A 24333-nucleotide genomic window follows, 5' to 3' on the forward strand; every position below is an offset into this window, starting at 1 on the left:
TGAAGGCAAAGCCGTAACCCGGGTTGTAGATCTTTGAGAATTGTATCCAAACGATGAAGACAGCCGTGCTATTGGTAATTTAAAACTCACGGCTCTGCTCATTTTCCTCTTTACACTATATTAAATATGAATAGCAACCGGGCTTAGGAAAAACGTTGATTGTTCGGAACTATAAAACAAGCGTAGCCAGGTTACTCGCAACCATGATTTCAACCATCAACTCTACTCACCAAAATTACAATCCACGAATAAATCCCCACTCCAATTTTGGGAGCACGAGTTTATTAATGAACATACTGAGCCCGCCAACCCTTACCTCCAACCCATTTTCAACGGCTAATAAACCCCAACCGCCATTTGCTGTCCGTTTATAGTTGATTTAATTATTTCTTAATACATGACAATAAGCAGGTAATAAATGATTATATTGGTACATTTTAACCATCTTCACTATCTTTTTCGAATGACTTAATTTTTTAAACAGTTCGTCTGCAATTTTAATAAAAATCAGTTGTTGTCTAGGCTTCACATTGTAGGCTAATGCCAGATAGATTCCATTACATGGGCTATAGGCATACAAGGATTCATAACCCAGTGTGCCGCCGGAATGAACCCAGGTCATCCCGTTACTTTTAAAATAGATAAGGCCAATACCAGCGCCTATACCTATTTCAGTGAATGGTTTAGACTCTTCAAAATATTTTGGTGTACCAATGGTTTCGATATTAACCGTTTTGGTATTCACTGTAGAAATAAGAGAGGTCATATTTTCTAATGACTTCTTAGACAAGATGTTATTTGTAAAAAGTTGATTCAGCCACAATAGTAAATCATGCGGGGTTGAAACCAATGCACCAGCAGATTGTGCAAAGGATGGGGTAATGTTTGTAACATCCGAATTAAACTTAAATGTTCCATCTCGATTATATCCATGAGCAAGCCTAGTCTTAATCGATTCTGAGTAAGGTGAAACTGAATAAAAAGTATTAGGTAAATTATAGCGCTTAAAATATTCATCAAATACTACGTGTATGGGTTTGTGAGTGACCTTTTCAATGATGAGCCCCAATAAAACATAGTCTGTATTGGTATAATGGTATTTTTTCCCAGGGATAGATACATCATGATGTTGATAAGCCATATCAGCCAGCTCTTTAAGGGACCAATATTTTTGGGGATTTTTCCTTAGTAACTTGTCGAACGAGCTTCCGCTGGTGTAATTATAAACACCACTGGTATGGCGTAACAAATCACCCAGGGTTATTTTTTTCCACCTAGGGTATTGGGTCAGCCATTTTCCTACCTTGTCATTAATATTTAGTTTATTTACTTCCACCAGCTTATAAATAATGGTTGCAGTAAATGTCTTTGTGATGCTTCCCATCTGAAACAAAGTATCGTTAGTCATTTCTTTATTTTTTAATAAAGTCTCATAACCACTAACATAATCACCTATTTTATTATTCGGAAACTGAATACTTAAAGATATGCCAGGTAAACCGTATTTTTTTCTGTTTTTATCCAGAATTTGTTGTATGTCATTTCTTAAAGAAGTATTACTGGCTGCGTCGAAGGCATAGACACAAGAAATACAACCCAAAAAGAGTATGAATAACCTATATAAACGCATTATTTCTACTTTAATGAAAAATTGCAGCATAAATTAATTTGCCCGCTAACTCTAGAGCACGGCAAACAATAAGCCGCGCTTGCTAATTTCTCCAATACCAAGCTCACTTTCAGTATCGAACTCACTGGCCACCAAGCTCTTGATTTTTTTTATGAGCCATCCCTAATTATTAATCTTTACTAAATGTTCTTATGGTTAAAAAAAGTTAATGAATTAAGTGCAACAGTCAATAATAAAACCAGGGGACGGACCCCTGCAGGAAGTGTACAGATTGTTTAAATTATTTTGACAATTTAATTATGATTTTTAATTTAAAGAGAGTTAACAGGGAGTCGGACCATCTCCAATTGTAGTTCAGTGTCCCAATAAACATGTCGTCGTACAGCAAAGTATGTTGGCCTCAACCCAGCGATAAAAAAAGTTGATGACCGCTAATTCATTTGTTTTCACTTTCATCTTCTGCTGCGAGTTGTAAGAGCATGTCTTTGCTTTTTGCATACCGTTCCAAATGGGTATCAACAAGAGTAACATGGCCTACCTTGCGAGCTATCCGAGGTTTTTTTCCATAGGCGTGATAATGAACCCCTGGAATAGACAAACACGACTCCAGTGGAAGCAGATTGCCAATGCAATTTAATAACAAACAAGAACCGGTTACTTCCGTACTTCCCAAAGGCAAATCAAAAAGTGCACGCAAATGATTTTCAAATTGGCTGGTATAAGCACCCTCAATAGTCCAGTGACCAGAATTGTGAACACGTGGCGCTATCTCGTTAGCAATTAATTGATTCCCTCGGTAAAAAAACTCAATTGTAAGTACTCCTACATAGTCTAGAGCTTCTAAAATTTTGAGTGCATAAGTTTGTGCCTCTTGTTGTAAATCGCTATGATGTACTGGCGCTTCAGAGAAATGTAATATGCCTTTTTTATGATGATTTTTAATCAGTGGGTAGAAGTTTGTTTCACATTTTTTATTTCGAACAGCAATTAATGAAAATTCGTTTTCAAAAGAGATTAACTCTTCAAGGATAAGGGGTTGATTGCCTAACATGTTCCAGCTTTTTGAAATATCGGATTGGCCTCGTAAGACATATTGGCCTTTGCCATCATAGCCAAATTGTCTTGTTTTTAACACGGCGGGCATTCCTATGTCTGAGAGCGACTGTACCAAATCATGTTCTGACTCAACCGGTAAAAATCTTGGGGTTGGAATGTTTAAAGATCTAAAAAAGTTTTTTTCATATAATCTGTCTTGAGTAATTTTCAATGCTTGAGTCGAGGGATAGAAAGGCCGCATTGTGGCAACCAATTCGGCACAAGAAAGCGGTATATTTTCTGTTTCAATCGTAACGCAATCCACTTCTGCCAAAAATTGTTTTAAAGCCAACTCATCATTAAACTCAGCGACTATCAGTTTAGTAAGATCACCAGCACAGGCATCAGGACTGGGATCCAAGCACACAGTGTCAATTCCTAATGGATAAGCCGCTAATGCCAACATTCTTGCAAGTTGTCCACCACCTAAAATACCAAGTTTCATGTTAACTCCTTTGGGGGGGTTGGATTATCGAGCACTTTTTGTGTTTGTTGTTCTCGATAGAGTTTTAGGGCAGTGCGAATGTCAGGATATTTATTTGCAAGCATTGCGGCAGCTAACAGAGCGGCGTTGATGGCACCTGCTTTGCCTATCGATAAAGTGCCTACAGGTATGCCGGCGGGCATTTGTACAATAGATAATAAGGAATCAATGCCATTTAAAGTTTGCGAGGTGACCGGAACCCCTAAAACAGGCAATGATGTTTTGGCTGCTACCATCCCAGGGAGATGGGCTGCTCCTCCTGCACCCGCAATAATTACTTCCAAACCTCGCATCTCGGCCTGTTCTGCATACTGGAAAAGTTTATCTGGCGTTCTATGAGCAGAGACAATTTCCGCCTCATAAGTAATGTTCAAAGTATCCAGTGTTTGAGCGGCGTGAGTCAATGTTTGCCAATCACTTTGAGAGCCCATAATAAGGCCTATTAATATGGTTTTCACAGAGCGACTCCTTTGTTTGTATGTTTGCAACGCTTCATTGAATTTGATTCTCTCAAACGGTTATATAAGTTATTTTCCATCCTTCAGCAGAAAGACTCACTCGAATCACAGCATTCTTGACACCATAGTCAAGTAGAGAACTCATCGAGCATGCCCAGGTATAAAGTTAAGTATGGGTTACAACACTATGTTTCAAATCAGGTCACTATTAAAACCAAATTTAGCATCTTGATAAAAGATCACTTCACCTGTTGAGATATCATGATGTCCCCCAATAATGCCACACTCACCTGTTTCAATAAGTTCTTTCAAAATGGGACTGCGCTCCATAACAGCATAGACTGTTTTTCGTACATTAATCGTTGTAACCTTTTCTACAAATTCCTCGTTACTTGAGGTTCGATTTTCAACTATGGTATTTTCGGCACGAACAGCAGATTGTATTTTACTTAATAAGGCAGTCAAACTGCCCATTTCTACATTATCACATGCACCTTTTATTGCACCACATTTTGAATGACCCAAAACCACTATTATCTTTGCTCCTGCTATTTTACAAGCAAATTCCATACTGCCTAAAATATCTTCATTAATAATGGTTCCGGCAATGCGCACGCTAAATACATCGCCTAAACCCTGGTCAAAAATCAACTCGACTGAGGTGCGTGAATCAATACAACTTAAGATAATTGCAAAAGGGTGTTGTCCATCAGAGGTTTCATTGGCTTGCTGTAACAGGTTACGATTAATTTTTAAGTTGTTTATAAATCGTTTGTTACCTTCTTGCAATAAGTGCAACGCTATTGTAGGCGTAATCGCCGCTTGCATTTCTTTAGTCAAAGTTTTCATTTTATGCTCCTATACAAGCTCTAAGCATCAGGTAGACTCGATAAGATCTACCATTTTAACAGTAATATTTTTCAGTTTGCATCTATATTACAATTACGAACACATTAGCAACCTTTTTCTCATTTTTATTTATCTTCATAATATGCCCCTGCCAATTTAAGAAAACTTCAGACTGAACTCAAATAAACAATTTATAAATCATTAAAAAACGGCAGAACCATGGCCTTGACGAAAAAAGCTCGGGCTGCCGGTTCATCCCGTTTTTCCGACAGCATGAAATCAACTGTAGTACCTTCCTTATCCACTGCCCTTTCAATTTGATATACGATACGCCATGAGACACCACAGTGTCGTTTGTGACGCTTTCGAAAGACTCCAGAAAAATCCGATAAATCGACCTGATCATGAAAATTTTTGCGACACAACCGAATTTATCCATTACTAAAACAGCCTATGCATGGATGTGAAAACAGCTCGTAGGCTGGGTGATTTTCACCCAACCATAGTTGATAAATTGAAAATCCAATGTTGGGTCAAAACGACTTAACCCATTCAGACTACTTCTTATTTAATATGACAGAAATAAAATTATTATTATCTTTCATTTTATTGTTTACCTCGCTAACAGCCTTATTACGATCCTTTTTATTAATCTGACTTGTATTTGCCAAGGTTATGTGAGGAGCAAAGTATTTTGGAAGTAGATCGGTATCCATTTTGTACTTTGTTCCATGCTCTTCATTATATCGATCCAGTGCTTCATTCAACTCCCAGTTAATCATTCTTAGTGTTTCCAGAGAGTCCTTTGCAGGAAATAGTACTACAGCATTACGGTTGCACTTTATATTTAGAGGATTTTTGGGATTGGAAGGTTCAGGGCAGTTAGGAGCGACATGCAGGAGACCTGCTGGATCGAAATAAAAAATGAATTGTTCCTTATTTTTTAACTCCTTTTTCATAAAATTTCTTAGTTCTTTCGCTTTGCCAACCTGTCTTATCCATCCTACAGTAACATGATAATTTCTGGGTTTATTATTTGTTTTTCGTGCAACAATAGTATTTTCTACAAACTTGGTATAAATTTGATTTTTATCCTTTTCTGAAACCCTGTAGATTAAAACCAGATCATTAGCATCTGATGCAAAAACTTGACAGGAAAATAAAACAAGAAAGCAAATACTTATAAGTTTTTTCATACTGAACCTCTATCTCAAAATTATTAGACTCTCCCATTTTAAAAGATTGAGAGCCCAATTTGTAAATAATTTGCTCTGGATGAGTAAAGATAGTGTTAATAAAGCATAATTTGAGGATAGCGATTGTACAAAACAGGAGCAACTCGTAGGTTGGGTCGTTTTGACCTGTAATGCTCTAATTAATAATCCAAACAATTTTACCCTTGAAAATAGAGAATAAATCATCAGATAGGCATAATGAAATCGATATTTATTTTAACATTTTATTTTTTACGATCGCTCACTCCGTTGATTAGATCTAATGGAGCAAAAAAGGCAGTAGCTGAAAATCTAATGTCATTTATATCATGAGATAGTTTTTTTATCAGAGATATGAATTTTTCATCGCCAGAAAATTTTCTAATATCTACATAAAAGGATTCTTTTTTTATGATCAAATCCATATTTATGCTCACTTCTAATGGGAATCTCAATAAACCATAAAAATAATTTTGAAATAATCCTTTAACGATAATCCACTTTTTTCCTCTATTGATTTTATTAGGACTGCTAGCTAACCTTGCTGCTCTTAAGAAGAGCAGGGGTTGTTTAAGATTTTTTTTAACTTCTCTTCCGAGAAACTACCAGGAAACATAGCATAATGATGTGGGTGGATATTATTCTTGAGATTAGAATATGCCGCCCCTTAAAGATTGGGCCCTTATCTATCTTAAACTAAAGCTCGTTGATTCCATATGAAGCTTATGGCTATTATGTGTATAAAAATCGGATCTTTTTATGTCTTCGAAAATGTTTCTTAGAACGCTTTTCTCTTCAAGTGCATTGATTTGGTTATGAGTCAGCATTATCTCACCACCCTTTATCCATTTGAGTAAGCTATTTGCCGCTTCTTTTCGCGTGCTATTGGTTGCAACACAGCTTTTGTCAGCTTCCCATTCAAATGCGAGATAATCATCTAGCGCATAAGTTAAATCTTTATGCGATTTTGGCGTTAAATTCTTGGATAGCACTTCCCAATTTTGAGGAGCATGGTTTTGCACGACTCTGTTCTCTGGTCTACAAAACAGGGTTTGCGATAAAAGCGGTGATTTGGCTGTTTTGGGTAATAAAGGAGGTTGGGTAGTAATGTCCTTTCTTTTAATTTTCAAAGCAAATGGCTCAATGTGGCTGCGCTGCTCTTCTAAAGCACTGTGTAATCTCTTAGCAGCGGACAAAGCACCAATTGGATTGTTATCGAAATCGGCGAAAAACTCTCGATCCTTAGTAGCTGCTGGAGGGTTACGTAATATTGATATTTCAGGGCAGTTACTTTTTATTGCGTGAAGCTCTTTTGCATACACAGCATCAAGATAATTTCGTAATACAAAGCTATCTTTTGTATTCCAATAACCGCCACCGACTGCATAGGAAAAGAGTAGTGATTCTATATTTCCAAAGCGACGCGCAAAAGCTTGTAATTTTTTCTCTATCATGTGCACTTCATTGGTGCATTCTATTTGATTTCTTTCGACTAATGGAAAGCTGACTTGTTTACTTAGAAACATATTACGAATGAATACTGAAAAATTCTCTGGGAATGATGTATGTGCAGGTTTTATGATCCAGCCTTCTTGGATTCCATAACAAGGAAACCATGTTCCTTTGCTTGCTGAGTTTGTACCTGAAGAGCAATAAAAATAGGGGGCTTTCTCTAAAGATACTGCAGAGAGATTTCTTTCGACTTTTTCGTTTCCTTCAATACTTACATATGAAAAAACGTTACCTTTTTCTACTGCTTTAGCTTGCATAATTGTTAACCTCTAACCTTGCTTACTTCAATTTAACCAAACATTAATCTGATAGTATTATATTTGAACCATTATTATTGTCTTGTTAATTCATCTACGTAAATTATGCAATAGTGATACGAGTTATTTGATTTCAAAAGAATTTGTTTCATCTTGATTTTCGCTATAAATAGACCAATAGCGTATTAATCATCTAGTATAAAAATTTCGGGTTTTGTCGCAAATCATAGAGGGTCAAGCCTTGCTTCGTGCTTACTCCCTACTTATCAAACTTGTGTTTATTTGATAATTTCTGCTTTAAGCACAAAGCAAGGCTTGACCCTCTATGCCGTGCCCCCTGCGAGAGCTCATGAACCTCCCCATCATTTAAAGGCGCCATTCCTGGCCATTTTTCTCAATACTGGAGTATTGCTAATGATCGGATTGAATTAATTTTTTTGGGCAGATATTGGGTATCTTTGAGGCATATTATACTTAATCAAGCCACATGGCTATTTCACTATAGGTGTTACCTATATTGCTCAATGTCTATGTATTGGTTATATGATTTTGTTTCACATTAAAGGGAGACTACATACTACGTTAGAAAAATTCGGGCTATCCCAATCAAGAATTAAACAAGCTTTATATCGACTTTGTTGGGGTCTGTCCAAATATCATTTAATCCCCAATAACATTCTTTATTCGGATGCAATTCTCCCCGATTTCTACCAAAATTAGAAAAAACAGTTTGTTCTGCTAATTTCAATCTAGCTTCTTCTTCAGTATTAGCCCAAGTATCCTGGCCATTTTCAAGAAGATTTTCATATCCCCCAATATCCTTAATTATTTTTATTGTTTCCTTATCTATTACTCTTAATCTGTAATGATTCATTTTTAGCTCCAGAAAATTAATTTATTCTCCTCTTGTTTTATATTAGCTTATTTTTAAATAGACCAACGATTAATGAACACTAGAGTCGAAACAAATTGACAAAGTTGAGCATATAAAATCTGCATAATTACTTGTACAGAACGTTTCCCAAATTAGGGAACCGACAATCAATCTATTTTCACACATTCATTTGATAAAGAATCTATGTGGAGACGCGACATAAGTAACCGAGAAATTAGATAATTAAAAATTTATTCAGAATAATTATGTAAAATAGATTTAGCAAAATATTTGTAAATTATAAATGCAAAAAGGCCAACTAAACCACAAAAAATACTTGCCAGTAGTATACCCAAACGTGCTGCGATAATAAGGTTTTGATTAAAGGATAAATTCGCAATAAAAATTGCCATTGTAAACCCAATTCCTGTCAAGATGCTGGCACACCCTAATAATCCCCAGGTAAGGTCTTTAGGCCGTTTCGCCAACCTTAAAAATTCAGCCATAAAACTAAAACAAAAAACACCTATAGGCTTGCCCAGAATAAATCCTAAAAATATAGAAATAGTTACTTCATGAGTTAAATCTAAGGAAAATAATGGTATTCCTGCGTTCGCTAAGGCAAATAATGGTAGGATTAAATAACCTATCCAAGGGTGTAAAAGAATTTCCAAACGCTCAACTGGCGAAATTGCTTCACGCGCCGCGATTCCACCCATGAGCAATGCTCTACGATCTTCCGTATCACCGCTCCAGTGCTCTCCCGGAGGATATGAAACCACATTTTCTAAAATTTTATGTAGTTGCTTATCATTTATCCAGGTCTTTGTAGGGGCCATTAAGCCAAGAATGACTCCTGTAATAGTAGGATGGATACCGGATTGATCTATTGCAAGCCACAGAAGTATTCCAATGAAAAAAAAGAAAGCGATACTGCGAACTCCCAACCATTGCATAACATACACCAACATAACCCCTAGTGCTGATATAATAAGTGCTATCCAATTAATACCCGGACTATATCCAATTGCAACCACTAGGATTGCTCCAATATCATCAATAATAGCCAACGACAACATGAATATACGCAAGCTGTGAGGAATGAAGTTACCAAAAATTGCCAAGCAACCGATAACAAAAGCGGTATCAGTAGCCATCACAGTACCCCAGCCATTCTGCCCTGGTTCTCCGGCTTGGAGTAAGAGGTACAATAGCGCCGGTACAAGCATCCCACCAAAAGCTGCAATAACAGGAAGCGCAGACATTTTAGGATTTCTTAACTCCCCAAACACCAATTCTCTTTTTAATTCTAAAGAGACAAAAAAGAAAAAGAAGGTCATTAACCCTTCATTAATCCAAGCATGTATTGGACGGGAGAATTCCAAATTGCCTGCATAAATGCCCAAGGGAACTTCCCAAATGGATAAAAAAGATTTTGACCAAGGAGAGTTGGCTAATATTAACGAAATAATAGCGAATAACAAAAGTATAAGAGCTGAACTAGTTTCAATATGAATAAATCGTGATAAAGGTTCAGATAGTGTATGTATCGGTTCTTTCGGTAGTCTTGGTTTTGATGTCATTATTTGACTCGTGTTCCAAAGAAGTTAGCTCCTATACCTACCACATAATGTAGCTAACAAAATTAATATAGTACCGCTGACAATACCCTAGTTCAACGTGAAACATCAGAATTGTGATCATAATCCAAAACAATAACCCAATAGGCATTGCGAAATTTAAATATTGTATTTAAGTTAATGGAGTGAATACCGCAAATTAATAATTCTTTAACTCATATATACATGTAGTTCAAGGAGAGCAATCATGATCTTGCCTTGAATTGATGGACACCTAGTTAAGAGAGTAAAATCTTAACCAGAGGTGAATAATGCACAATAATAATCCAGAACAAAAATCAAACAGAAAGAAATACAGTCCTCATTTCAAAGATCAGGCGCTAGAACGAGCAAAAAAGGATGGTATAGCTCAAGTAGCGAAAGATCTTGGCCTAACACCAGCATTATTATATTCGTGGCAAGCGAAGAAAAAGCAAGGTGGAGACAGTCTTGAAAATCAAAAGCTTCAGGAAGCAGAAATGGCCCGCTTAAAGCGCGAATGCGCCCGTCTTGCAGAAGAGAATGCATTTCTAAAAAAGGCGGCTGCGTACTTCGCCAAGGATTCGGAGTGAGGTACGCCATGATCAAGGAATGGTCGGAGCATTTTCCCATTCGGCTAATGTGTCGTCTCTTGGGATTATCCGTAAGTGGGTATTATGCATGGCTCACTCGCGGTCCCTCAAAACGCTCAGCACGAGATCATGATTTGGCTGTCCAAATAAAGCTTATCTTTGATGAAGAACGCTCGCGTGCAGGTGCTCCTCGAATTACCCGACGATTAAACCAAGAGGGAGAGCCTGTTGGCAAGCAGCGTGTTGCTCGGATCATGCGTGAGCAAGGTTGGCGAGCAAAAGCTGCGAAGAAATTCAAGGCAACAACCAATAGCAATCATCAGTTACCTGTTGCTCCAAACCTACTACAGCAAGATTTTAATGCATTAAAACCCAATGAAGAATGGGTTAGTGACATAACCTATTGTTGGACAGAGGAAGGCTGGCTTTACTTGGCTGTAGTTCTTGATTTGTATTCCCGAAAAGTGGTGGGATGGGCGCTGTCAGAACGTATGACCAAACAACTGGTGAGCGATGCATTACAAATGGCAATCTGGAGAAGAAAGCCTCCACGTGGATTGATTATTCATTCTGATCGGGGCAGCCAGTATTGCTCCTATGATTACCAAGAGCTTTTAACAACTCATGGCCTTATTTGCACGTGGTGATTGTTACGACAATGCTGCAATGGAGAGCTGGAATCATAGCTTTAAGGTTGAAGCCATTCATGGAGAGAAATTAATTTCGCGCGCTGAAGCGAAACGTCATATATTCGAGTACATTGAAATCTATTATAATAGGAAACGACTTCATTCTCGATTGGGGTACCAATCACCCGAGTTATATGAGGTCAAACAAGTTGCTTAGCTTGGCGTCCATTTTTTTCAGGCAAGATCAGTTACTATTTTGTTGTCTTTTGTTGTCCTTAATTGTAAGCAAATAAAACCCGCAATAAACCCTTTGATATTCTAATTCAATGTTGGGTTTTACCGCATATCCAGCCCATACTATTAGTTTGGGCTGGATATGCGGTAAAACCCATTATATTGAAAAAGCAATTCAAGAGGTTTTTAGTAAGAAACAAGAAGAATTATTTACACTATGATCTATAAAAATTTTTAAATTGTTAAAGTAACAAGATTTTTTTTAATTAACTTATTTTAAATAGGATAAATTGATGAAACTAAGATTTATTGACGAAAATGGAAGGAAAATCTTATTGGATATTGAGCCTTCAACTAATATTCTGGATATAAGGCTCTAACGATACGGCCACTTAAATGAGTAAGTACGGTTTTATGAGGAAATGCAAAACTCATCACAACCAGAAAATTTCGCAATGATTCAAATTCCTGCTCAATAGCCGTAGCTATATACAAAGGTTCATCAGTATCTTCCAATGTATAAACATTGGTTGCCACCCAATCCGCATGCAAAGAGAGAGAGCCAATACGTCCAATTTATCCAACGGTAGACATGTATTCCTAGTGTTCATTTTTGGAACGTGCTCGATCAAAATGCAAATGGATTAGTACGGCAATATTTCAATAACTAATAACACCCAGTTGTGATTATGAATAAATTTAATGAAAGACCCTAGAAAAACATTAGGCTGTAAAGCGCCTGGCATGTTATTTTTATCGCAAAAAATTAGTTAAAGTGTGATTGCATTAGATGGTTGAATCCACAACTCTATGGCTTACTTAGGTCTGTCTATCAAAGTAATCATCAGATCTAATGGATTTGAATTTTGAATAACGAATGGAAGTGTAAAAAGATGTTAGAAAAAAAAGAGATTAGTACCCCTGAGCAAGAAAATAGTATGATGGCTCCACTCCCCGTTGAACTCTTGGTTCATTTATTTAGTTTTTTCAATAATAATGAAAAAAGAGTAGCTAAAGGTGTTTCTCACTTATGTAAGGATGTAATTGATAAATTTTTTACCCATAAAAATATACCACTTACTTATAATGCACATAAGGATGGCTATGTTTCCTCCTTTATTTTACTACCTGGTCACCGTATTGTTTTTTCTGTTGTCCTAGAGAAAACGACATCCTTATCAAGGGCAGGCCTTATTTTTTTTAATTGCAAAGAAAATCAGATTAAAGAAGTTCTTTTGATTGAAGAGTACGAAAAGAATGGAAAACTTGATCATCTTCATGCTTTACCCAATGGTGATTTGGTTGCCTTGTTATATAACACAAACGATGCCCCTCCTTATATCCTGCTTTTAAATGGGAAAACAGGCGAAGAGAAAAATAGAATTCTATTAGCGAAGAAACATGGCAAAGAATCTCCCTGCCTAAAAGAGCTACAAGTATTATCTTCAAACCAATGTATTGCTGTATGTGATTCGGGAGACTTTTATTTGATAGATGTAGAAAATCCTGTTGCTAAAAAAATATCACTCGCCGATGCTAAAAAGCTGAGTAAAAAGAAATATAGCTTATTCGAAGGCCGACCTTCGCAGGCATTAAATATTTATAGCTTACCCGATGGCAATAAGTTATCAATTAACCACAGGTTACCTCATGATACATTAGGTAGTGGAGGGCATTTATCTATTCTCTACACTGAAAGTACAAAAAACCAATTTTCAAATGAAGAGGATTTTAAAGATGTTCTTTACAAAAAATAAACACATTGTTGCGATTATAAATAGAAACACATAGAGGGTCAAGCCTTGCTTCGTGCTTACTCCCTACTTATCAAACTTGTGTTTATTTGATAATTTCTGCTTTAAGCACAAAGCAAGGCTTGACCCTCTATGCCCCATTGCTTGTGATAGCAATGTTTTAATACTTAAGAATTGTAACGGCCTTTTAACTTTGGACACCTTGTTTTAATTATGCTCGTTTAGGATGGGATTTTCATCAAATAATTAAAAAAAATACACTATAATTTTAGCAAGTAGTGAGGTAACTTTGATGAAAACAATTACAATTGCTATGTGGGATCCCGGTTTTAGCATGGAGGATAAAAAACTGGAAGAAAGGATTGACGTGCTTGAAGAAAAATTTAAAGCGGCCTATGCACAGGCTATGTCATCAGATTCTGGGGACTCAGAGGTGACGTTTATTTTTATGTGTCCTGAATATACTCTGTTAAATAAGGATGACGCGATACTGGGGAAATTCAACTCCAAGACAGCGTTGTTAGACGCTGAGAAGCGTTTACAAAAGCTGGCTAAAGATTATCCTCAGGCTATTATTATTCCCGGTACTACGAATGATGAGTGACAAAACCAGCACTTTAACTTTTCGCATATCTCCAGAGCTCAAGGAAGCATTGAGGATTGCTGCTGAACGAGAACATCGCTCTGTAACAAACATGATTGAGGTATTAATTAGAAACTACTGTGTCCATCAAGGAATACCTCTTCTTTCTTTTGAACATTCAAGAGATAAGAAAGACTAATGAACAGAAACTTAAGGTAACTAATAGCATGGCAATAAAAAAATCAGAATTATACTCATCACTTTGGGCAAGTTGTGATGAGCTTAGAGGTGGGATGGATGCTAGCCAATATAAAGATTATGTATTGGTATTATTGTTTATTAAGTACATAAGCGATAAGTATGCTGGTAAGCCCTATGCTCCAATTATCATTCCCGAAGGGGCAAGCTTTCAGAATATGGTTGAGTTAAAGGGCAAGCCGACTATTGGGGATGATATCAATAAAAAAATCATTGCTCCCCTTGAGAATGCCAATAAATTAACGGGTATGCCTAATTTCAATGACCCTGAAAAATTAGGCAGTGGTAAGGAAATGGTAGAAAAGCTTACAAATCTGATAGCCATTTTTGAAAAGCCAGAGCTTAATTTCAGTAAAAACCGTGCTGATGGAGATGATATTCTTGGTGATGCTTATGAGTATCTCATGCGCCATTTTGCAACTGAAAGTGGAAAAAGTAAGGGACAATTCTATACACCTTCTGAAGTTAGTCGTGTAATGGCTAAAATCATAGGTATTGATAAAGATCAAACTTCTGCTGCAACTACTGTCTATGACCCAACTTGTGGTTCTGGCTCTTTGTTATTGAAAGTAGCTGATCATGCACCCACAAAAGTATCTCTTTATGGTCAGGAAAAAGATGCCACTACGGCAGGTTTGGCGCGCATGAACATGATACTTCATGATAACCCTACTGCAGAAATCAAGCGTGAAAATACTTTGGCTAATCCCTTATTTAAAGATGGCGATGGATTAAAAACCTTTGATTATGTGGTTGCCAATCCACCATTCAGTGATAAGCGTTGGAGCAGTGGGGTCGATACATATAACGATCCTTACAAGCGATTTGATGATGGGGTTCCACCAGCAAAAAATGGAGACTATGCTTATCTTTTACATATTATCCGCTCTTTAAAAAGTCGAGGTAAAGGCGCATGTATTTTACCTCACGGTGTTTTATTTCGTGGTAATGCTGAGGCTGATATAAGAGAGGCTTTGGTTCGTAAAGGTTTAATTAAAGGTATCGTAGGTCTTCCAGCTAACTTGTTCTATGGTACAGGTATTCCTGCATGCATCATTATTATTGATAAAGAGAGCTCGGTTGATCGTAAAAACATTTTTATGATAGATGCGGGCAAAGGATTTATTAAAGACGGAAATAAAAATCGCCTGAGAGAAATGGATATTCATAAAATTGTGGATGCATTTACCAAACAGTTAGAAATTGATGGTTACAGCCGATTGGTAGCAGTTGAAGAAATTGAAAAGAATGACTTTAATCTCAATATCCCCCGCTATATCGACAGTAGTGAGCCTGAAGACTTACAAGATATAGAAGCTCATTTATTAGGTGATATACCAAAAGCGGATATTGATGCTTTAGAAGACTATTGGCAAATCTTCCCTAACTTAAAAAACACTCTATTCAGGAAGGCTACGCGAAGCGATAAATACTATACGATCAATGTTGATAAGGCAGAGATTAAAGACACTATCTATCATCATAGTGAATTTACTCAATATATGGATGAGATGGATAATGTGTTTGATGGCTGGAAGAAAAAAACAACTGAGATTTTGAGTGCTCTAGAAAAAGATTTTCATCCAAAAGAGCTTATCTATCAAATCAGCGAATCATTGTTAAATACCTATATTGGTAAACCTCTTATCAACCAATACAACGTGTATCAACATTTGATGAACTACTGGTATGAAGTCATGCAAGATGATTGCTATCTAATAGCTGCTGATGGCTGGAAAGCGTCTACTTATCGAATTATAGAAAAAAACAATAAAGGGAAGAAAGTTGATAAAGGATGGACTTGTGATTTAGTGCCTAAAAATTTGGTTATTGAGCGCTATTTTCAAAAGCAGCAACAAGTGATTAATGAGCTAAATGCTAAATTAGAAAGAGTACAGGCCCAAAAAACAGAAATGGAAGAAGAGCATAATGTTGATGATGGAGTTTTTTCAGATTTAGACAAAATTAATAAAAGTACTGTTACAGCCAAACTGAAAGAATTGAAATCTGAAACTAATACTTTCGAAGAGCAAAATATCTTAAACCAATATCTGGAACTTTTAGCACAAGAATCAAGTTTAAAAAAATCCATTAAAGAAGCTGATGCAGAGTTGGATGCGTTGTTATCAGATTTTTATCCTAACTTGTCTGAAGCGCAAATTAAGGAATTGGTTATTGCAGATAAATGGTTATCAACTATCGAAAAAGATATCCATTCTGAAATGGATCGTATTAGCCAGTTACTAACACAAAGGATCAGAGAGTTAACCGAGCGTTATGAATTGACATTGCCAAACTTAAATAGGCAAATTAATGAATTAGAGCAAGCCGTGAATCAACATCTTGAAAAGATGGGGTTTGTATGGAATTGAAAGAAGATTACAAAATTACCGAGTTAGGTTTATTGCCTAAGGATTGGGACATTGATTATGTTAAAAATCACTGTTCCATAACTACTGGAGATAAAAATACTCAGAACCGAATAGATAATGGTAATTTCCCTTTTTTTGTTCGTTCCCAAACTATTGAGAGAATAAATAGTTACTCATTTGATGGTGAAGCAGTTCTAACGGCAGGTGATGGGGTTGGTACTGGTAAAATTTATCATTATATTAATGGTAAATTTGATTTTCATCAGCGCGTTTATAAAATGAGTAATTTTTCTAACTCATTAGATGGTTATTATTTTTTCCTTTATTTTAGTAATAATTTTTATAATAGAATTTCACAAATGACTGCTAAGTCTTCAGTCGATTCTGTACGTAGAGACATGATTGCAGATATGCAAATTCCAGTCCCTAAATCAATTAATGAACAAAAAGCCATAGCCAAAGCCTTAAGCGATGCGGATGCATGGATACAATCCCTTACCCAACTAATCGCCAAAAAGCGCCAAATCAAACAAGGTGCTATGCAGACTCTGCTTAATCCTTATGAAAATGGGAAGTTGAAAGATGGATGGAAAATTGAAAATTTAGGCAATTGTACGGAAATTGATCCTGAAAATCTGTCTTCAAATACTGATGCAAATTATGCATTTCATTATATTTCACTAGAAGATGTTAATAATGGTTTATTAAAGTCCTATTCAATGCAAATATTTTCAAGTGCTCCCTCTAGAGCTCGAAGGGTAGTAAAATCCGGTGATGTTTTAATTGGAACTGTACGTCCAAATTTGAAGTCTCATTGTATTATCTATGATCGAAACCAAAATTGGGTTTGTTCAACTGGATTTGCAGTTATTAGATGTGTGAAAAAATATATAAATGAGTATTTTTTGTTCTCATCTTTTTATTGTGAATTTATTGATAAGCAGATCAATACATTAATCTCAGGCTCTAATTACCCTGCAATAAGTAGCTCAGATGTTAAAGAGTTAAATTTTTCCTATCCTTCCATTGATGAGCAAAATAGAATTGCAGAAATTCTAAAAGATATGGATTCAAATATTAATTTTTTTGAATCAAAATTAAAAAAGGCTAAGCAAATCAAACAAGGCATGATGCAAAAACTATTAACCGGAAGGATACGATTGATATGAGTCAAACGGTAAACAAGCCAGAACGTGCAACTCAACAACGAGTCGTAAACTTATTCAGGGACAAACTAGGATATACCTATCTAGGCAATTTGATTGATAAAGCTGACAACAGCAATATCGAAGTGCCTTTACTAACTCGCTATTTAACACAAAAAGGCTATAGCACCGATCATATTAATAAAGCGCTTGATAAATTACAGTCAACTGCAAATAGCCATGCTCACAATTTATATCACAATAATAAAAATGTTTATGAGTTATTGCGTTATGGCGTACCTGTCAAAATTGAGGCTGGTTTACCAACAGATACCGTTCACCTAATCGACTGGTTGCATCCTGAAAACAATGATTTCTATGTTGCTGAAGAAGTCACGGTATTTGGTAATAAAGAAAAGCGCCCTGATGTTGTTTTATATGTTAACGGTATTGCGCTTGCAATACTTGAACTCAAAAATAGCCGAGTTTCGATTGGAGATGGTATTCGTCAATCTTTAGTGAATCAAAAATCTGAATTTATCGGCAATTTCTTCTCAACCGTTCAATTTATCTTTGCAGGTAATGATTCAGAGGGTTTGAAATATGGAACCATTGGGACTAGAGATAAATATTTTCTCGAGTGGAAAGAAGACGAAGCTGACAACAAGGGTTATAAGTTAGATAAGTATTTAAGTAAAATCTGCAATAAAAAGCGTTTTATAGAAATTATTTATGACTTTGTACTGTTTGATGGCGGGGTAAAAAAATTACCTAGAGTGCATCAATATTTTGGAATAAAAGCAGCTCAAGATCATATACGCCGAAAAGAGGGTGGAATCATCTGGCATACTCAAGGTAGTGGTAAGAGTATTGTTATGGTGTTTTTGGCTAAATGGATATTAGAAAATAATCCTCATGCTCGAGTTACTATCATCACTGATCGTGATGAATTAGATAAACAAATTGAAACTGTTTTTACTGATGCTAATGAAAAAATCTATCGCACCAGCAGTGGTCGAGATTTGATGGAGCATTTGGGACAAGCAACCCCTCGTTTGTTATGTTCATTAATTCATAAGTTTGGTAAGCGTGATGTTGATAATTTTGAAAAGTTTATTAAAGAATTAGAGACTCAACCTAGCCATGCTGTTGGTGAGTTATTTGTTTTTGTGGATGAATGTCATCGAACACAAAGCGGTAAACTACATCGCGTCATGAAAGCAATGATGCTTGATGCTGTATTTATCGGTTTTACCGGAACACCCTTATTGAAAAAAGATAAAGCCACTTCACTAGAGGTATTTGGAAAATATATTCATACTTATAAGTTTAATGAAGCGGTTGAAGATGGTGTTGTTCTAGATCTCATCTATGAAGCGCGAGATATCGATCAACATTTGAGTTCTCAACAACGGGTTGATGATTGGTTTAGAGTCAAAACAAAAGGATTAAATGAGTTTCAACAGGCCGCCCTTAAAAAGAAATGGAGCACGATGCAAAATGTATTAAGTAGTCGTCCTCGTATGGAAAAGGTTGTTGCTGATATCGTCTTTGATTTTAGTGTAAAGCGTCGTTTGAATTCTGAGCGAGGCAATGCCATTCTAGTTGCATCCAGTATCTATGAAGCCTGTCGATATTATGAAATGTTTCAAAACCCCAATACTGGATTGAGAGGAAAATGTGCTGTAGTGACCTCTTATAATCCCCAAAGCAAAGACATCACCACTGAAGAAACTGGTGCAAATACAGAAAGTGATAAACAGTACATTTTCAATACTTATGAAAAGTTGCTTGAAAGCGTTAAACCAAGAGCTGGTAAAAGTAAAACTGAAACTTATGAAGATGCTGTAAAGAAGTTATTTAAAGATGAACCTGCCAATATGAAATTATTGATTGTTGTCGATAAACTTTTGACAGGCTTTGATGCCCCAAGTTGTACTTATCTTTATATTGACAAATCGATGCAAGACCATGGTTTATTTCAAGCTATATGCCGAGTCAATCGATTAGATGGTAGTGATAAGGATTATGGTTACGTTGTTGATTACAAAGATTTATTTCCAAAAGTGGAAAATGCAATCTCAGTATATACTTCTGAACTGGAATACGATGGGTTTGAGTCAGAAGACTGTGATATTTTATTAAAAGAGCGATTAAAAGTTGGTAGAGAGAAACTTGATATCTCTTTAGAAACTTTAGAAATGCTTTGTGAAGATGTTAAACCACCCAAAAGTGATCTGGAATATATCCATTATTTTTGTGGGAATACAGAAATTCCTGAAGATTTAAAATCTCGTGAACCGCTCCGATCCGCTTTATATAAGGCAACGGTCTCATTTATTAGAGCTTATGCCAATATTGCTAATCAGTTAGAGGAAGCTGGTTATAGTGAAAATGAAATCCAACATATAAAACAGCGCATCGATTTTTATGTCAAGCTACGTGAGGTGATTCGTAGAGCAAGTAATGAAACATTAGATTTAAAATCTTATGAAGCTGATATGCGTCATCTTTTAGATTGTTATATCCAAGCTGAAGATTCAGTTGTGATCTCGCCTTTTGGCAATACACCATTAATTGATATAATTGTTAAAGCAGGTATTGATGAAGCGGTTGATTCTATTCCTGAAGGACTTAAGGGAAATAAAGAGGCTGTTGCAGAAGTCATCGAGAATAACGTACGTAGTATAATTACAAGGGAACATCTGCTCGATCCTGCCTATTTTGAACGGATGTCAAAACTACTTAATGAGTTAATAAGGCTAAGACGTGAAAAGGCCATTGCTTATAAAAAATATTTAGAAGAAATAGCAGAACTAGCAAGAAAAGTAGCAACAGGTCAGGCAGATAATACTCCTTCAAGCATGGATACACCCGCTAAAAGAGGTTTATACAACAACCTTAATAACGATGAATCACTTGCTCTGCAAATTGATGCTGCTGTTAGAATAAGTAAAAGTGATGGTTGGCGTGGTAATATTGCAAAAGAAAACGAAATAAAAAAAGCCATTTGGAAATTAATACAGGATGAAGATGAAGTTGAAAGAATATTCAATATCGTCACTCAACAGGAAGAGTACTAAATGCCGGATTTTAAGTTAGATGACATGGATGTTGCGGTAGTACAGAAGAATATTAAAAATGTTCATTTAAGTGTATATCCACCTGTTGGACATGTAAGAGTATCTGCCCCTGAACAGATGTCATTAGATGCCATACGAGCCTATGTGATTTCCAAATTAAATTGGATAAGAAAACAACAAAATAAATTTCAATCACAAGAACGTGAAACAACCAGAGAGTACATTGACAGAGAGAGCCATTATTTCAATGGCAAAAGCTATTTATTAAAATTAGTGGAATGTGATGCACCCCCAAAAGTTCAATTGAACCACTCTCAAATTTTATTGCAAATTCGTCCAGGAACTAATGTACATAAAAAAGCCGAGATTATGGATAACTGGTATCGCCACCAATTAAGAGAAAAAATTCACTCTCTCATCACTGCATGGGAGAGAAAAATAGGAGTATCGGTCTCAAAATTTACAATTCAAAAAATGAAAACCAAATGGGGCAGCTGCACTCATTCTTTACGCTCTATCCGAATTAATCTTGAACTTGCAAAAAAGCCCTCAGAGTTTCTTGAATATGTTGTTGTCCATGAATTAGTTCATCTAATCGAGCCATCTCATAATCATCGCTTTGTCGCTTTGATGGATCAATTTATACCTAAATGGCGTTTTTATAGGGATGAGTTAAATAGATTGCCAATCCCACTTGATCGCTAAATTGACCATTTAAATTTAATTAGCTGCTTCAGCCTCAAGCTCACTATAAAACGGAGCAAATGCCCCACGAAACTTTTCTTTTATATTGCTTGTTTTTTGATTAACGCTTTCTTCGTCAATTTTTAAACAGAGTTTCAGAAAAATCTCTGTAAAAGTTATTGCACAAAAAACAAAGGTCTCAACAGATATAGCAGCCATCCTTGTATGCTCAACGGCATTACCAAGATGTTTCTCTGAATTATACCCAACAAGATCATTCAATAATCTGGGATTCCAATGCATAATTTTGGATAAATAATCAAAGACAGTTAACTTTAACTCTTTGCTCTTATGCTGCGTTAAAGGAAGAATTATACACTCTCTATCTATCCCCAATTCCATTGCAGTTTCTCTGCTGGAGTATGTAGGGCAAAAAGCTTTCTGCCATTCATAAAAATCTTTTCCATTCCGACCAACATCAACTCCTTCAAAATTTAAAAAATATTCTATGGCTTTAAGCTGCTCATCCTCCTCCAAACTTAATATCCACAAAATTTGGATAATAATATCTAAAGATGAACGGCACAAAATGGCAAAACTAAAAAAATTTCTTTTGTCTACAATACACTGGGAACTAGGCAAAACATCTAACATGAAATTTTGATAAACATTCAGTACGATTTTAGAGAACTCTTCTGTTAATGTGATTTTTGCTGGTTGTTCATGATATAAATCCAATAACTCATTTGTGGCCTCTATAAAAGCATGGGAAGCAACATCAAGAAATTTTCTTTCATTCGTCATATTATTCTCATTAATTAGTTTTACAATGCATCAGGTTTTTTTAGAGATTTCTTTTTTTCAGATTCCAGCCTACGCTCAACCTTCTTTACATCCTCTGCTGGAGGTAGCGTTTCAGGAGTAATGCCTCGATCTATAAGTGTCTTACGAACTGCTTCATTATTTGTAACATGCTCCTTTGAAATAGCTTGCTCTGTTGTCATACCATGTTCTTTGGCATTAAAAATAGTAATTTCTGTAGCAAAGTCTTTTGCTTTTAGAATAATAGTAGGAGCAAAGTCAGCTAATGGGCGATTATCTGGTACATTCCATTGCTTTTTCATCGCCTGAGTAGATTTGCCGAAAAGAGCATGATCGCCTTTACTGCGAATCATAGCAAAATTTTCATTACCATTCGTTTGCTCATAAATAACTTGTGATAGCTCTTTCTCAGTGTCAGATAATTTTTTTCGTGCAGTTAACCTTTCGGTTTCTAACAAACGTTGCTCAATTAATTCAGCTTTGCGAGTTTGAACAGCAAAATACGTTTGAGCAAACGCAATTTCTTGCTTTTTGGGATCTCCATTTTGTGTAATCAAGTAACACGCATAACGAGTAAGCATAATATCGTCGATTGTTTTTTGTGCACCTTTAGGCATTTGGATCGTTTTACCGACGTCGGCAAAATGATTATTGACTGCGCGATCAGAGTTCTCACAAGCTATTTTCGCTTTGGAAATTACATTTTCAAAATTTGACCATTTTTCATAGCCCAATAGCTTTTGAAGATCGCGCGCAAGCCAGTATTCTATGCCCTCTTCAGTTTGATACGCATGGGATTCAAAATCGTTTATTAGTGCGTGAATAATCTCGGTCTTCATTTAAATTCCTTTCTAAATATAGTTATAAAATTTCTATTATTTCTCTATTGTGCTTAATTAATTTTCCAGTTTTCAGCTCATCCAAATAATCAGCCCAAGCCTGCATCATTTTCTTACGTTCAAGCAAATGAGCCGTTCTGTTATATGCACGTCCATTCGGATCGCGTACAGCATGGGCTAATTGATGTTCAATGATATCTGGCCGAAACTGTAAAACCTCATCTAAGATCGTTCTGGCCATTGCACGAAAACCATGGGTAGTCATTTCTTCTTTATCAATGCCCATACGACGCATAGCTGCCAAAATCGCATTGTCACTCATGGGGCGATTTTTATCTCAAGCACTTGGGAATACATACCTATCACGACCAGTCTGGGGATAAAGTTCTTTTAAGATGCCTAAGGCTTGTTGTGAAAGGGGTACAATATGAGCAGTGTTGGTTTTCGTAACATTATAACGCCATTCCGCAGTATCAAAATCGATATGCTCCCACTCTGCCTTACGAAGTTCTCCTGGGCGTACAAATACTAATGGCGCTAAGCGTAATGCACACTTTACTATTAACGTCCCTTCGTACTCATCTAAAGCTCTTATTAGCTTGGCTACATCTTTGGGTTCGGTAACAGCTGCAAAATGTGTTTCTTTAACTGGTGTTAATGCGCCCCGTAAATCTTGGGAAGGATCACGCATAGCCCGTCCTGTTGCTATAGCATAACGGAAGACTTGCCCACAATTGCTTAATGCACGGTGAGCCGTTTCTATTGCTCCTCGACTTTCTATTCGACGAACCACAGTTAAAAGCGTAGGTGCATTAATATCAGCAATTGGATTATTGCCGATCCATGGAAAAACATCTCGCTCCAACCTTCTAATAATTTTACTTCCGTGACTTTCTGTCCATTGAGATGAGTATTTTAAAAACCATTCTCTTGCTACCACTTCAAAACTATTTGCAGCACTTTCAATTCTAGCTGCCTTCTTGGCTTTGCGATGCTCGCTAGGATCAATATCATTTGCAACCATCTTACGGCATTCATCTCTTCGATCACGAGCTTGTTTTACGCTAACATCCGGATAAATCCCTAAGGAAATTCGTTTGTCTTTACCTTCGAAGCGATATCTAAAACGCCACCACTTACCTCCAGAAGGAGCAACTTCTAGATATAAACCTCGCTCATCAGGCATTTTATAAGGTTTTTCTTCAGCTTTGGCATTACGAACATCGGTATCCTTTAAGGGCCCCTTCTTTTTTCTTTCTTTCATTTTAGGGGCAACTCACTTTCACAACACATCTGTTGCCCGTGATCTTGCCCACAGTTGGCCATGGCTGTCAATAAATTTCTTAGGATGATATTGGATACTATT

The 24333-nt window shown here is 36.4% G+C and carries 21 protein-coding genes and 2 pseudogenes; 8 read left to right on the plus strand and 15 right to left on the minus strand.

The window, feature by feature from the left end:
* Positions 1-379 precede the first annotated feature (379 nt).
* From BGO44_RS02930 to nhaA, 10 genes and pseudogenes are all read right to left on the minus strand, one after another.
* Positions 380-1630, minus strand: coding sequence for a serine hydrolase domain-containing protein (locus BGO44_RS02930; protein ID WP_273198129.1), 1251 nt, complete (start codon positions 1628-1630; stop codon positions 380-382).
* Positions 1631-2066: 436 nt separating this feature from the next.
* Positions 2067-3170, minus strand: coding sequence for a 5-(carboxyamino)imidazole ribonucleotide synthase (locus BGO44_RS02935; protein WP_273198128.1), 1104 nt, complete (start codon positions 3168-3170; stop codon positions 2067-2069).
* On the minus strand, positions 3167-3667 hold the full coding sequence (gene purE / locus BGO44_RS02940; protein WP_058511228.1) for a 5-(carboxyamino)imidazole ribonucleotide mutase: 501 nt from the start codon (positions 3665-3667) through the stop codon (positions 3167-3169). The genes BGO44_RS02935 and purE overlap by 4 nt, the downstream gene beginning before the upstream one ends.
* 192 nt (positions 3668-3859) lie before the next feature.
* Complete coding sequence (locus BGO44_RS02945) at positions 3860-4516, minus strand: carbonic anhydrase family protein (RefSeq protein ID WP_058511229.1); 657 nt, start codon at positions 4514-4516, stop codon at positions 3860-3862.
* Positions 4517-4734: 218 nt separating this feature from the next.
* Positions 4735-4890 (minus strand): annotated as a pseudogene (locus BGO44_RS02950) (DDE-type integrase/transposase/recombinase); the annotation flags it as partial.
* Positions 4891-5073: 183 nt separating this feature from the next.
* Entirely contained in the window at positions 5074-5712 is a 639-nt protein-coding gene (locus tag BGO44_RS02955; protein ID WP_273198126.1) for a hypothetical protein, read from the minus strand.
* 263 nt (positions 5713-5975) lie between these two features.
* Complete coding sequence (locus BGO44_RS02960; protein ID WP_273198123.1) at positions 5976-6155, minus strand: hypothetical protein; 180 nt, start codon at positions 6153-6155, stop codon at positions 5976-5978.
* Positions 6156-6416: 261 nt separating this feature from the next.
* Positions 6417-7499 carry a hypothetical protein gene (locus tag BGO44_RS02965; RefSeq protein ID WP_273198121.1) on the minus strand — a complete coding sequence of 361 codons (1083 nt, stop codon included), beginning with the start codon at positions 7497-7499 and terminating at the stop codon, positions 6417-6419.
* A gap of 613 nt (positions 7500-8112) precedes the next feature.
* Entirely contained in the window at positions 8113-8373 is a 261-nt protein-coding gene (locus BGO44_RS02970) for a hypothetical protein (protein WP_058511232.1), read from the minus strand.
* Positions 8374-8624: 251 nt separating this feature from the next.
* The gene (gene nhaA / locus BGO44_RS02975) at positions 8625-9956 is read right to left on the minus strand and encodes a Na+/H+ antiporter NhaA (RefSeq protein ID WP_273198118.1); all 1332 of its coding nucleotides are present in this window, start codon (positions 9954-9956) and stop codon (positions 8625-8627) included.
* 308 nt (positions 9957-10264) lie between these two features.
* Here nhaA and BGO44_RS02980 point away from each other — a divergent pair.
* Positions 10265-11410, plus strand: a pseudogene (locus tag BGO44_RS02980) (IS3 family transposase).
* Positions 11411-11781: 371 nt separating this feature from the next.
* On the opposite strand, the gene BGO44_RS02985 reads toward BGO44_RS02980, so the two are convergent.
* Positions 11782-11964 (minus strand): hypothetical protein, encoded by a 183-nt coding sequence (locus tag BGO44_RS02985; RefSeq protein WP_131795046.1) that lies wholly within the window; start codon positions 11962-11964, stop codon positions 11782-11784.
* A gap of 356 nt (positions 11965-12320) precedes the next feature.
* Here BGO44_RS02985 and BGO44_RS02990 point away from each other — a divergent pair, with 356 nt between their 5' ends.
* From BGO44_RS02990 to BGO44_RS03020, 7 genes are all read left to right on the plus strand, one after another.
* Complete coding sequence (locus BGO44_RS02990; RefSeq protein ID WP_273198115.1) at positions 12321-13184, plus strand: hypothetical protein; 864 nt, start codon at positions 12321-12323, stop codon at positions 13182-13184.
* Positions 13185-13473: 289 nt separating this feature from the next.
* A complete protein-coding gene (locus BGO44_RS02995; protein WP_273198113.1) occupies positions 13474-13785 on the plus strand; it encodes a hypothetical protein in 312 nt (103 codons plus the stop codon).
* Complete coding sequence (locus tag BGO44_RS03000) at positions 13775-13963, plus strand: type II toxin-antitoxin system antitoxin (protein ID WP_273198111.1); 189 nt, start codon at positions 13775-13777, stop codon at positions 13961-13963. Before BGO44_RS02995 ends, BGO44_RS03000 begins: the two co-directional genes overlap by 11 nt.
* Positions 13964-13991: 28 nt before the next feature.
* Positions 13992-16394: a type I restriction-modification system subunit M gene (locus BGO44_RS03005; RefSeq protein WP_273198108.1), complete on the plus strand. Its 2403-nt coding sequence runs from the start codon at positions 13992-13994 to the stop codon at positions 16392-16394.
* Positions 16385-17563, plus strand: coding sequence for a restriction endonuclease subunit S (locus BGO44_RS03010; RefSeq protein ID WP_273198107.1), 1179 nt, complete (start codon positions 16385-16387; stop codon positions 17561-17563). The genes BGO44_RS03005 and BGO44_RS03010 overlap by 10 nt, the downstream gene beginning before the upstream one ends.
* Positions 17560-20622 (plus strand): type I restriction endonuclease subunit R, encoded by a 3063-nt coding sequence (locus BGO44_RS03015; RefSeq protein ID WP_273198105.1) that lies wholly within the window; start codon positions 17560-17562, stop codon positions 20620-20622. The genes BGO44_RS03010 and BGO44_RS03015 overlap by 4 nt, the downstream gene beginning before the upstream one ends.
* The gene (locus BGO44_RS03020) at positions 20623-21327 is read left to right on the plus strand and encodes a M48 family metallopeptidase (RefSeq protein WP_273198104.1); all 705 of its coding nucleotides are present in this window, start codon (positions 20623-20625) and stop codon (positions 21325-21327) included.
* Between the two features lie 15 nt (positions 21328-21342).
* Here the strand turns inward: BGO44_RS03020 and BGO44_RS03025 are convergent, their stop codons facing one another.
* The 4 genes from BGO44_RS03025 to BGO44_RS03040 are packed head-to-tail and all read right to left on the minus strand — an operon-like array spanning position 21343 to position 24231.
* Positions 21343-22110: a hypothetical protein gene (locus BGO44_RS03025; protein ID WP_273198102.1), complete on the minus strand. Its 768-nt coding sequence runs from the start codon at positions 22108-22110 to the stop codon at positions 21343-21345.
* A gap of 20 nt (positions 22111-22130) precedes the next feature.
* The gene (dinD, locus tag BGO44_RS03030) at positions 22131-22967 is read right to left on the minus strand and encodes a DNA damage-inducible protein D (RefSeq protein ID WP_273198100.1); all 837 of its coding nucleotides are present in this window, start codon (positions 22965-22967) and stop codon (positions 22131-22133) included.
* A 22-nt stretch (positions 22968-22989) separates the two neighbouring features.
* Positions 22990-23289 (minus strand): tyrosine-type recombinase/integrase, encoded by a 300-nt coding sequence (locus BGO44_RS03035; protein ID WP_273198099.1) that lies wholly within the window; start codon positions 23287-23289, stop codon positions 22990-22992.
* Positions 23290-23304: 15 nt separating this feature from the next.
* The gene (locus BGO44_RS03040) at positions 23305-24231 is read right to left on the minus strand and encodes a tyrosine-type recombinase/integrase (RefSeq protein ID WP_273198097.1); all 927 of its coding nucleotides are present in this window, start codon (positions 24229-24231) and stop codon (positions 23305-23307) included.
* Between the last annotated feature and the right edge of the window lie 102 nt (positions 24232-24333).

Source organism: Legionella sp. 39-23 (genome assembly GCF_001897665.1).
In the GTDB taxonomy this organism is placed as follows: Bacteria; Pseudomonadota; Gammaproteobacteria; order Legionellales; family Legionellaceae; genus Legionella; species Legionella steelei.

Excerpts from the sequence above, each read along its gene's own strand:
- BGO44_RS02930 (WP_273198129.1), bottom strand. The coding sequence starts at position 1,630 with ATGCGTTTATATAGGTTATTCATACTCTTTTTGGGTTGTATTTCTTGT.
- BGO44_RS02935 (WP_273198128.1), bottom strand. The coding sequence starts at position 3,170 with ATGAAACTTGGTATTTTAGGTGGTGGACAACTTGCAAGAATGTTGGCA.
- BGO44_RS02945 (WP_058511229.1), bottom strand. The coding sequence starts at position 4,516 with ATGAAAACTTTGACTAAAGAAATGCAAGCGGCGATTACGCCTACAATA.
- BGO44_RS02955 (WP_273198126.1), bottom strand. The coding sequence starts at position 5,712 with ATGAAAAAACTTATAAGTATTTGCTTTCTTGTTTTATTTTCCTGTCAA.
- BGO44_RS02960 (WP_273198123.1), bottom strand. The coding sequence starts at position 6,155 with ATGGATTTGATCATAAAAAAAGAATCCTTTTATGTAGATATTAGAAAA.
- BGO44_RS02965 (WP_273198121.1), bottom strand. The coding sequence starts at position 7,499 with ATGCAAGCTAAAGCAGTAGAAAAAGGTAACGTTTTTTCATATGTAAGT.
- BGO44_RS02970 (WP_058511232.1), bottom strand. The coding sequence starts at position 8,373 with ATGAATCATTACAGATTAAGAGTAATAGATAAGGAAACAATAAAAATA.
- nhaA (WP_273198118.1), bottom strand. The coding sequence starts at position 9,956 with ATGACATCAAAACCAAGACTACCGAAAGAACCGATACATACACTATCT.
- BGO44_RS02990 (WP_273198115.1), top strand. The coding sequence starts at position 12,321 with ATGTTAGAAAAAAAAGAGATTAGTACCCCTGAGCAAGAAAATAGTATG.
- BGO44_RS02995 (WP_273198113.1), top strand. The coding sequence starts at position 13,474 with ATGAAAACAATTACAATTGCTATGTGGGATCCCGGTTTTAGCATGGAG.
- BGO44_RS03000 (WP_273198111.1), top strand. The coding sequence starts at position 13,775 with ATGATGAGTGACAAAACCAGCACTTTAACTTTTCGCATATCTCCAGAG.
- BGO44_RS03005 (WP_273198108.1), top strand. The coding sequence starts at position 13,992 with ATGGCAATAAAAAAATCAGAATTATACTCATCACTTTGGGCAAGTTGT.
- BGO44_RS03010 (WP_273198107.1), top strand. The coding sequence starts at position 16,385 with ATGGAATTGAAAGAAGATTACAAAATTACCGAGTTAGGTTTATTGCCT.
- BGO44_RS03015 (WP_273198105.1), top strand. The coding sequence starts at position 17,560 with ATGAGTCAAACGGTAAACAAGCCAGAACGTGCAACTCAACAACGAGTC.
- BGO44_RS03020 (WP_273198104.1), top strand. The coding sequence starts at position 20,623 with ATGCCGGATTTTAAGTTAGATGACATGGATGTTGCGGTAGTACAGAAG.
- BGO44_RS03025 (WP_273198102.1), bottom strand. The coding sequence starts at position 22,110 with ATGACGAATGAAAGAAAATTTCTTGATGTTGCTTCCCATGCTTTTATA.
- dinD (WP_273198100.1), bottom strand. The coding sequence starts at position 22,967 with ATGAAGACCGAGATTATTCACGCACTAATAAACGATTTTGAATCCCAT.
- BGO44_RS03035 (WP_273198099.1), bottom strand. The coding sequence starts at position 23,289 with ATGAGTGACAATGCGATTTTGGCAGCTATGCGTCGTATGGGCATTGAT.
- BGO44_RS03040 (WP_273198097.1), bottom strand. The coding sequence starts at position 24,231 with ATGAAAGAAAGAAAAAAGAAGGGGCCCTTAAAGGATACCGATGTTCGT.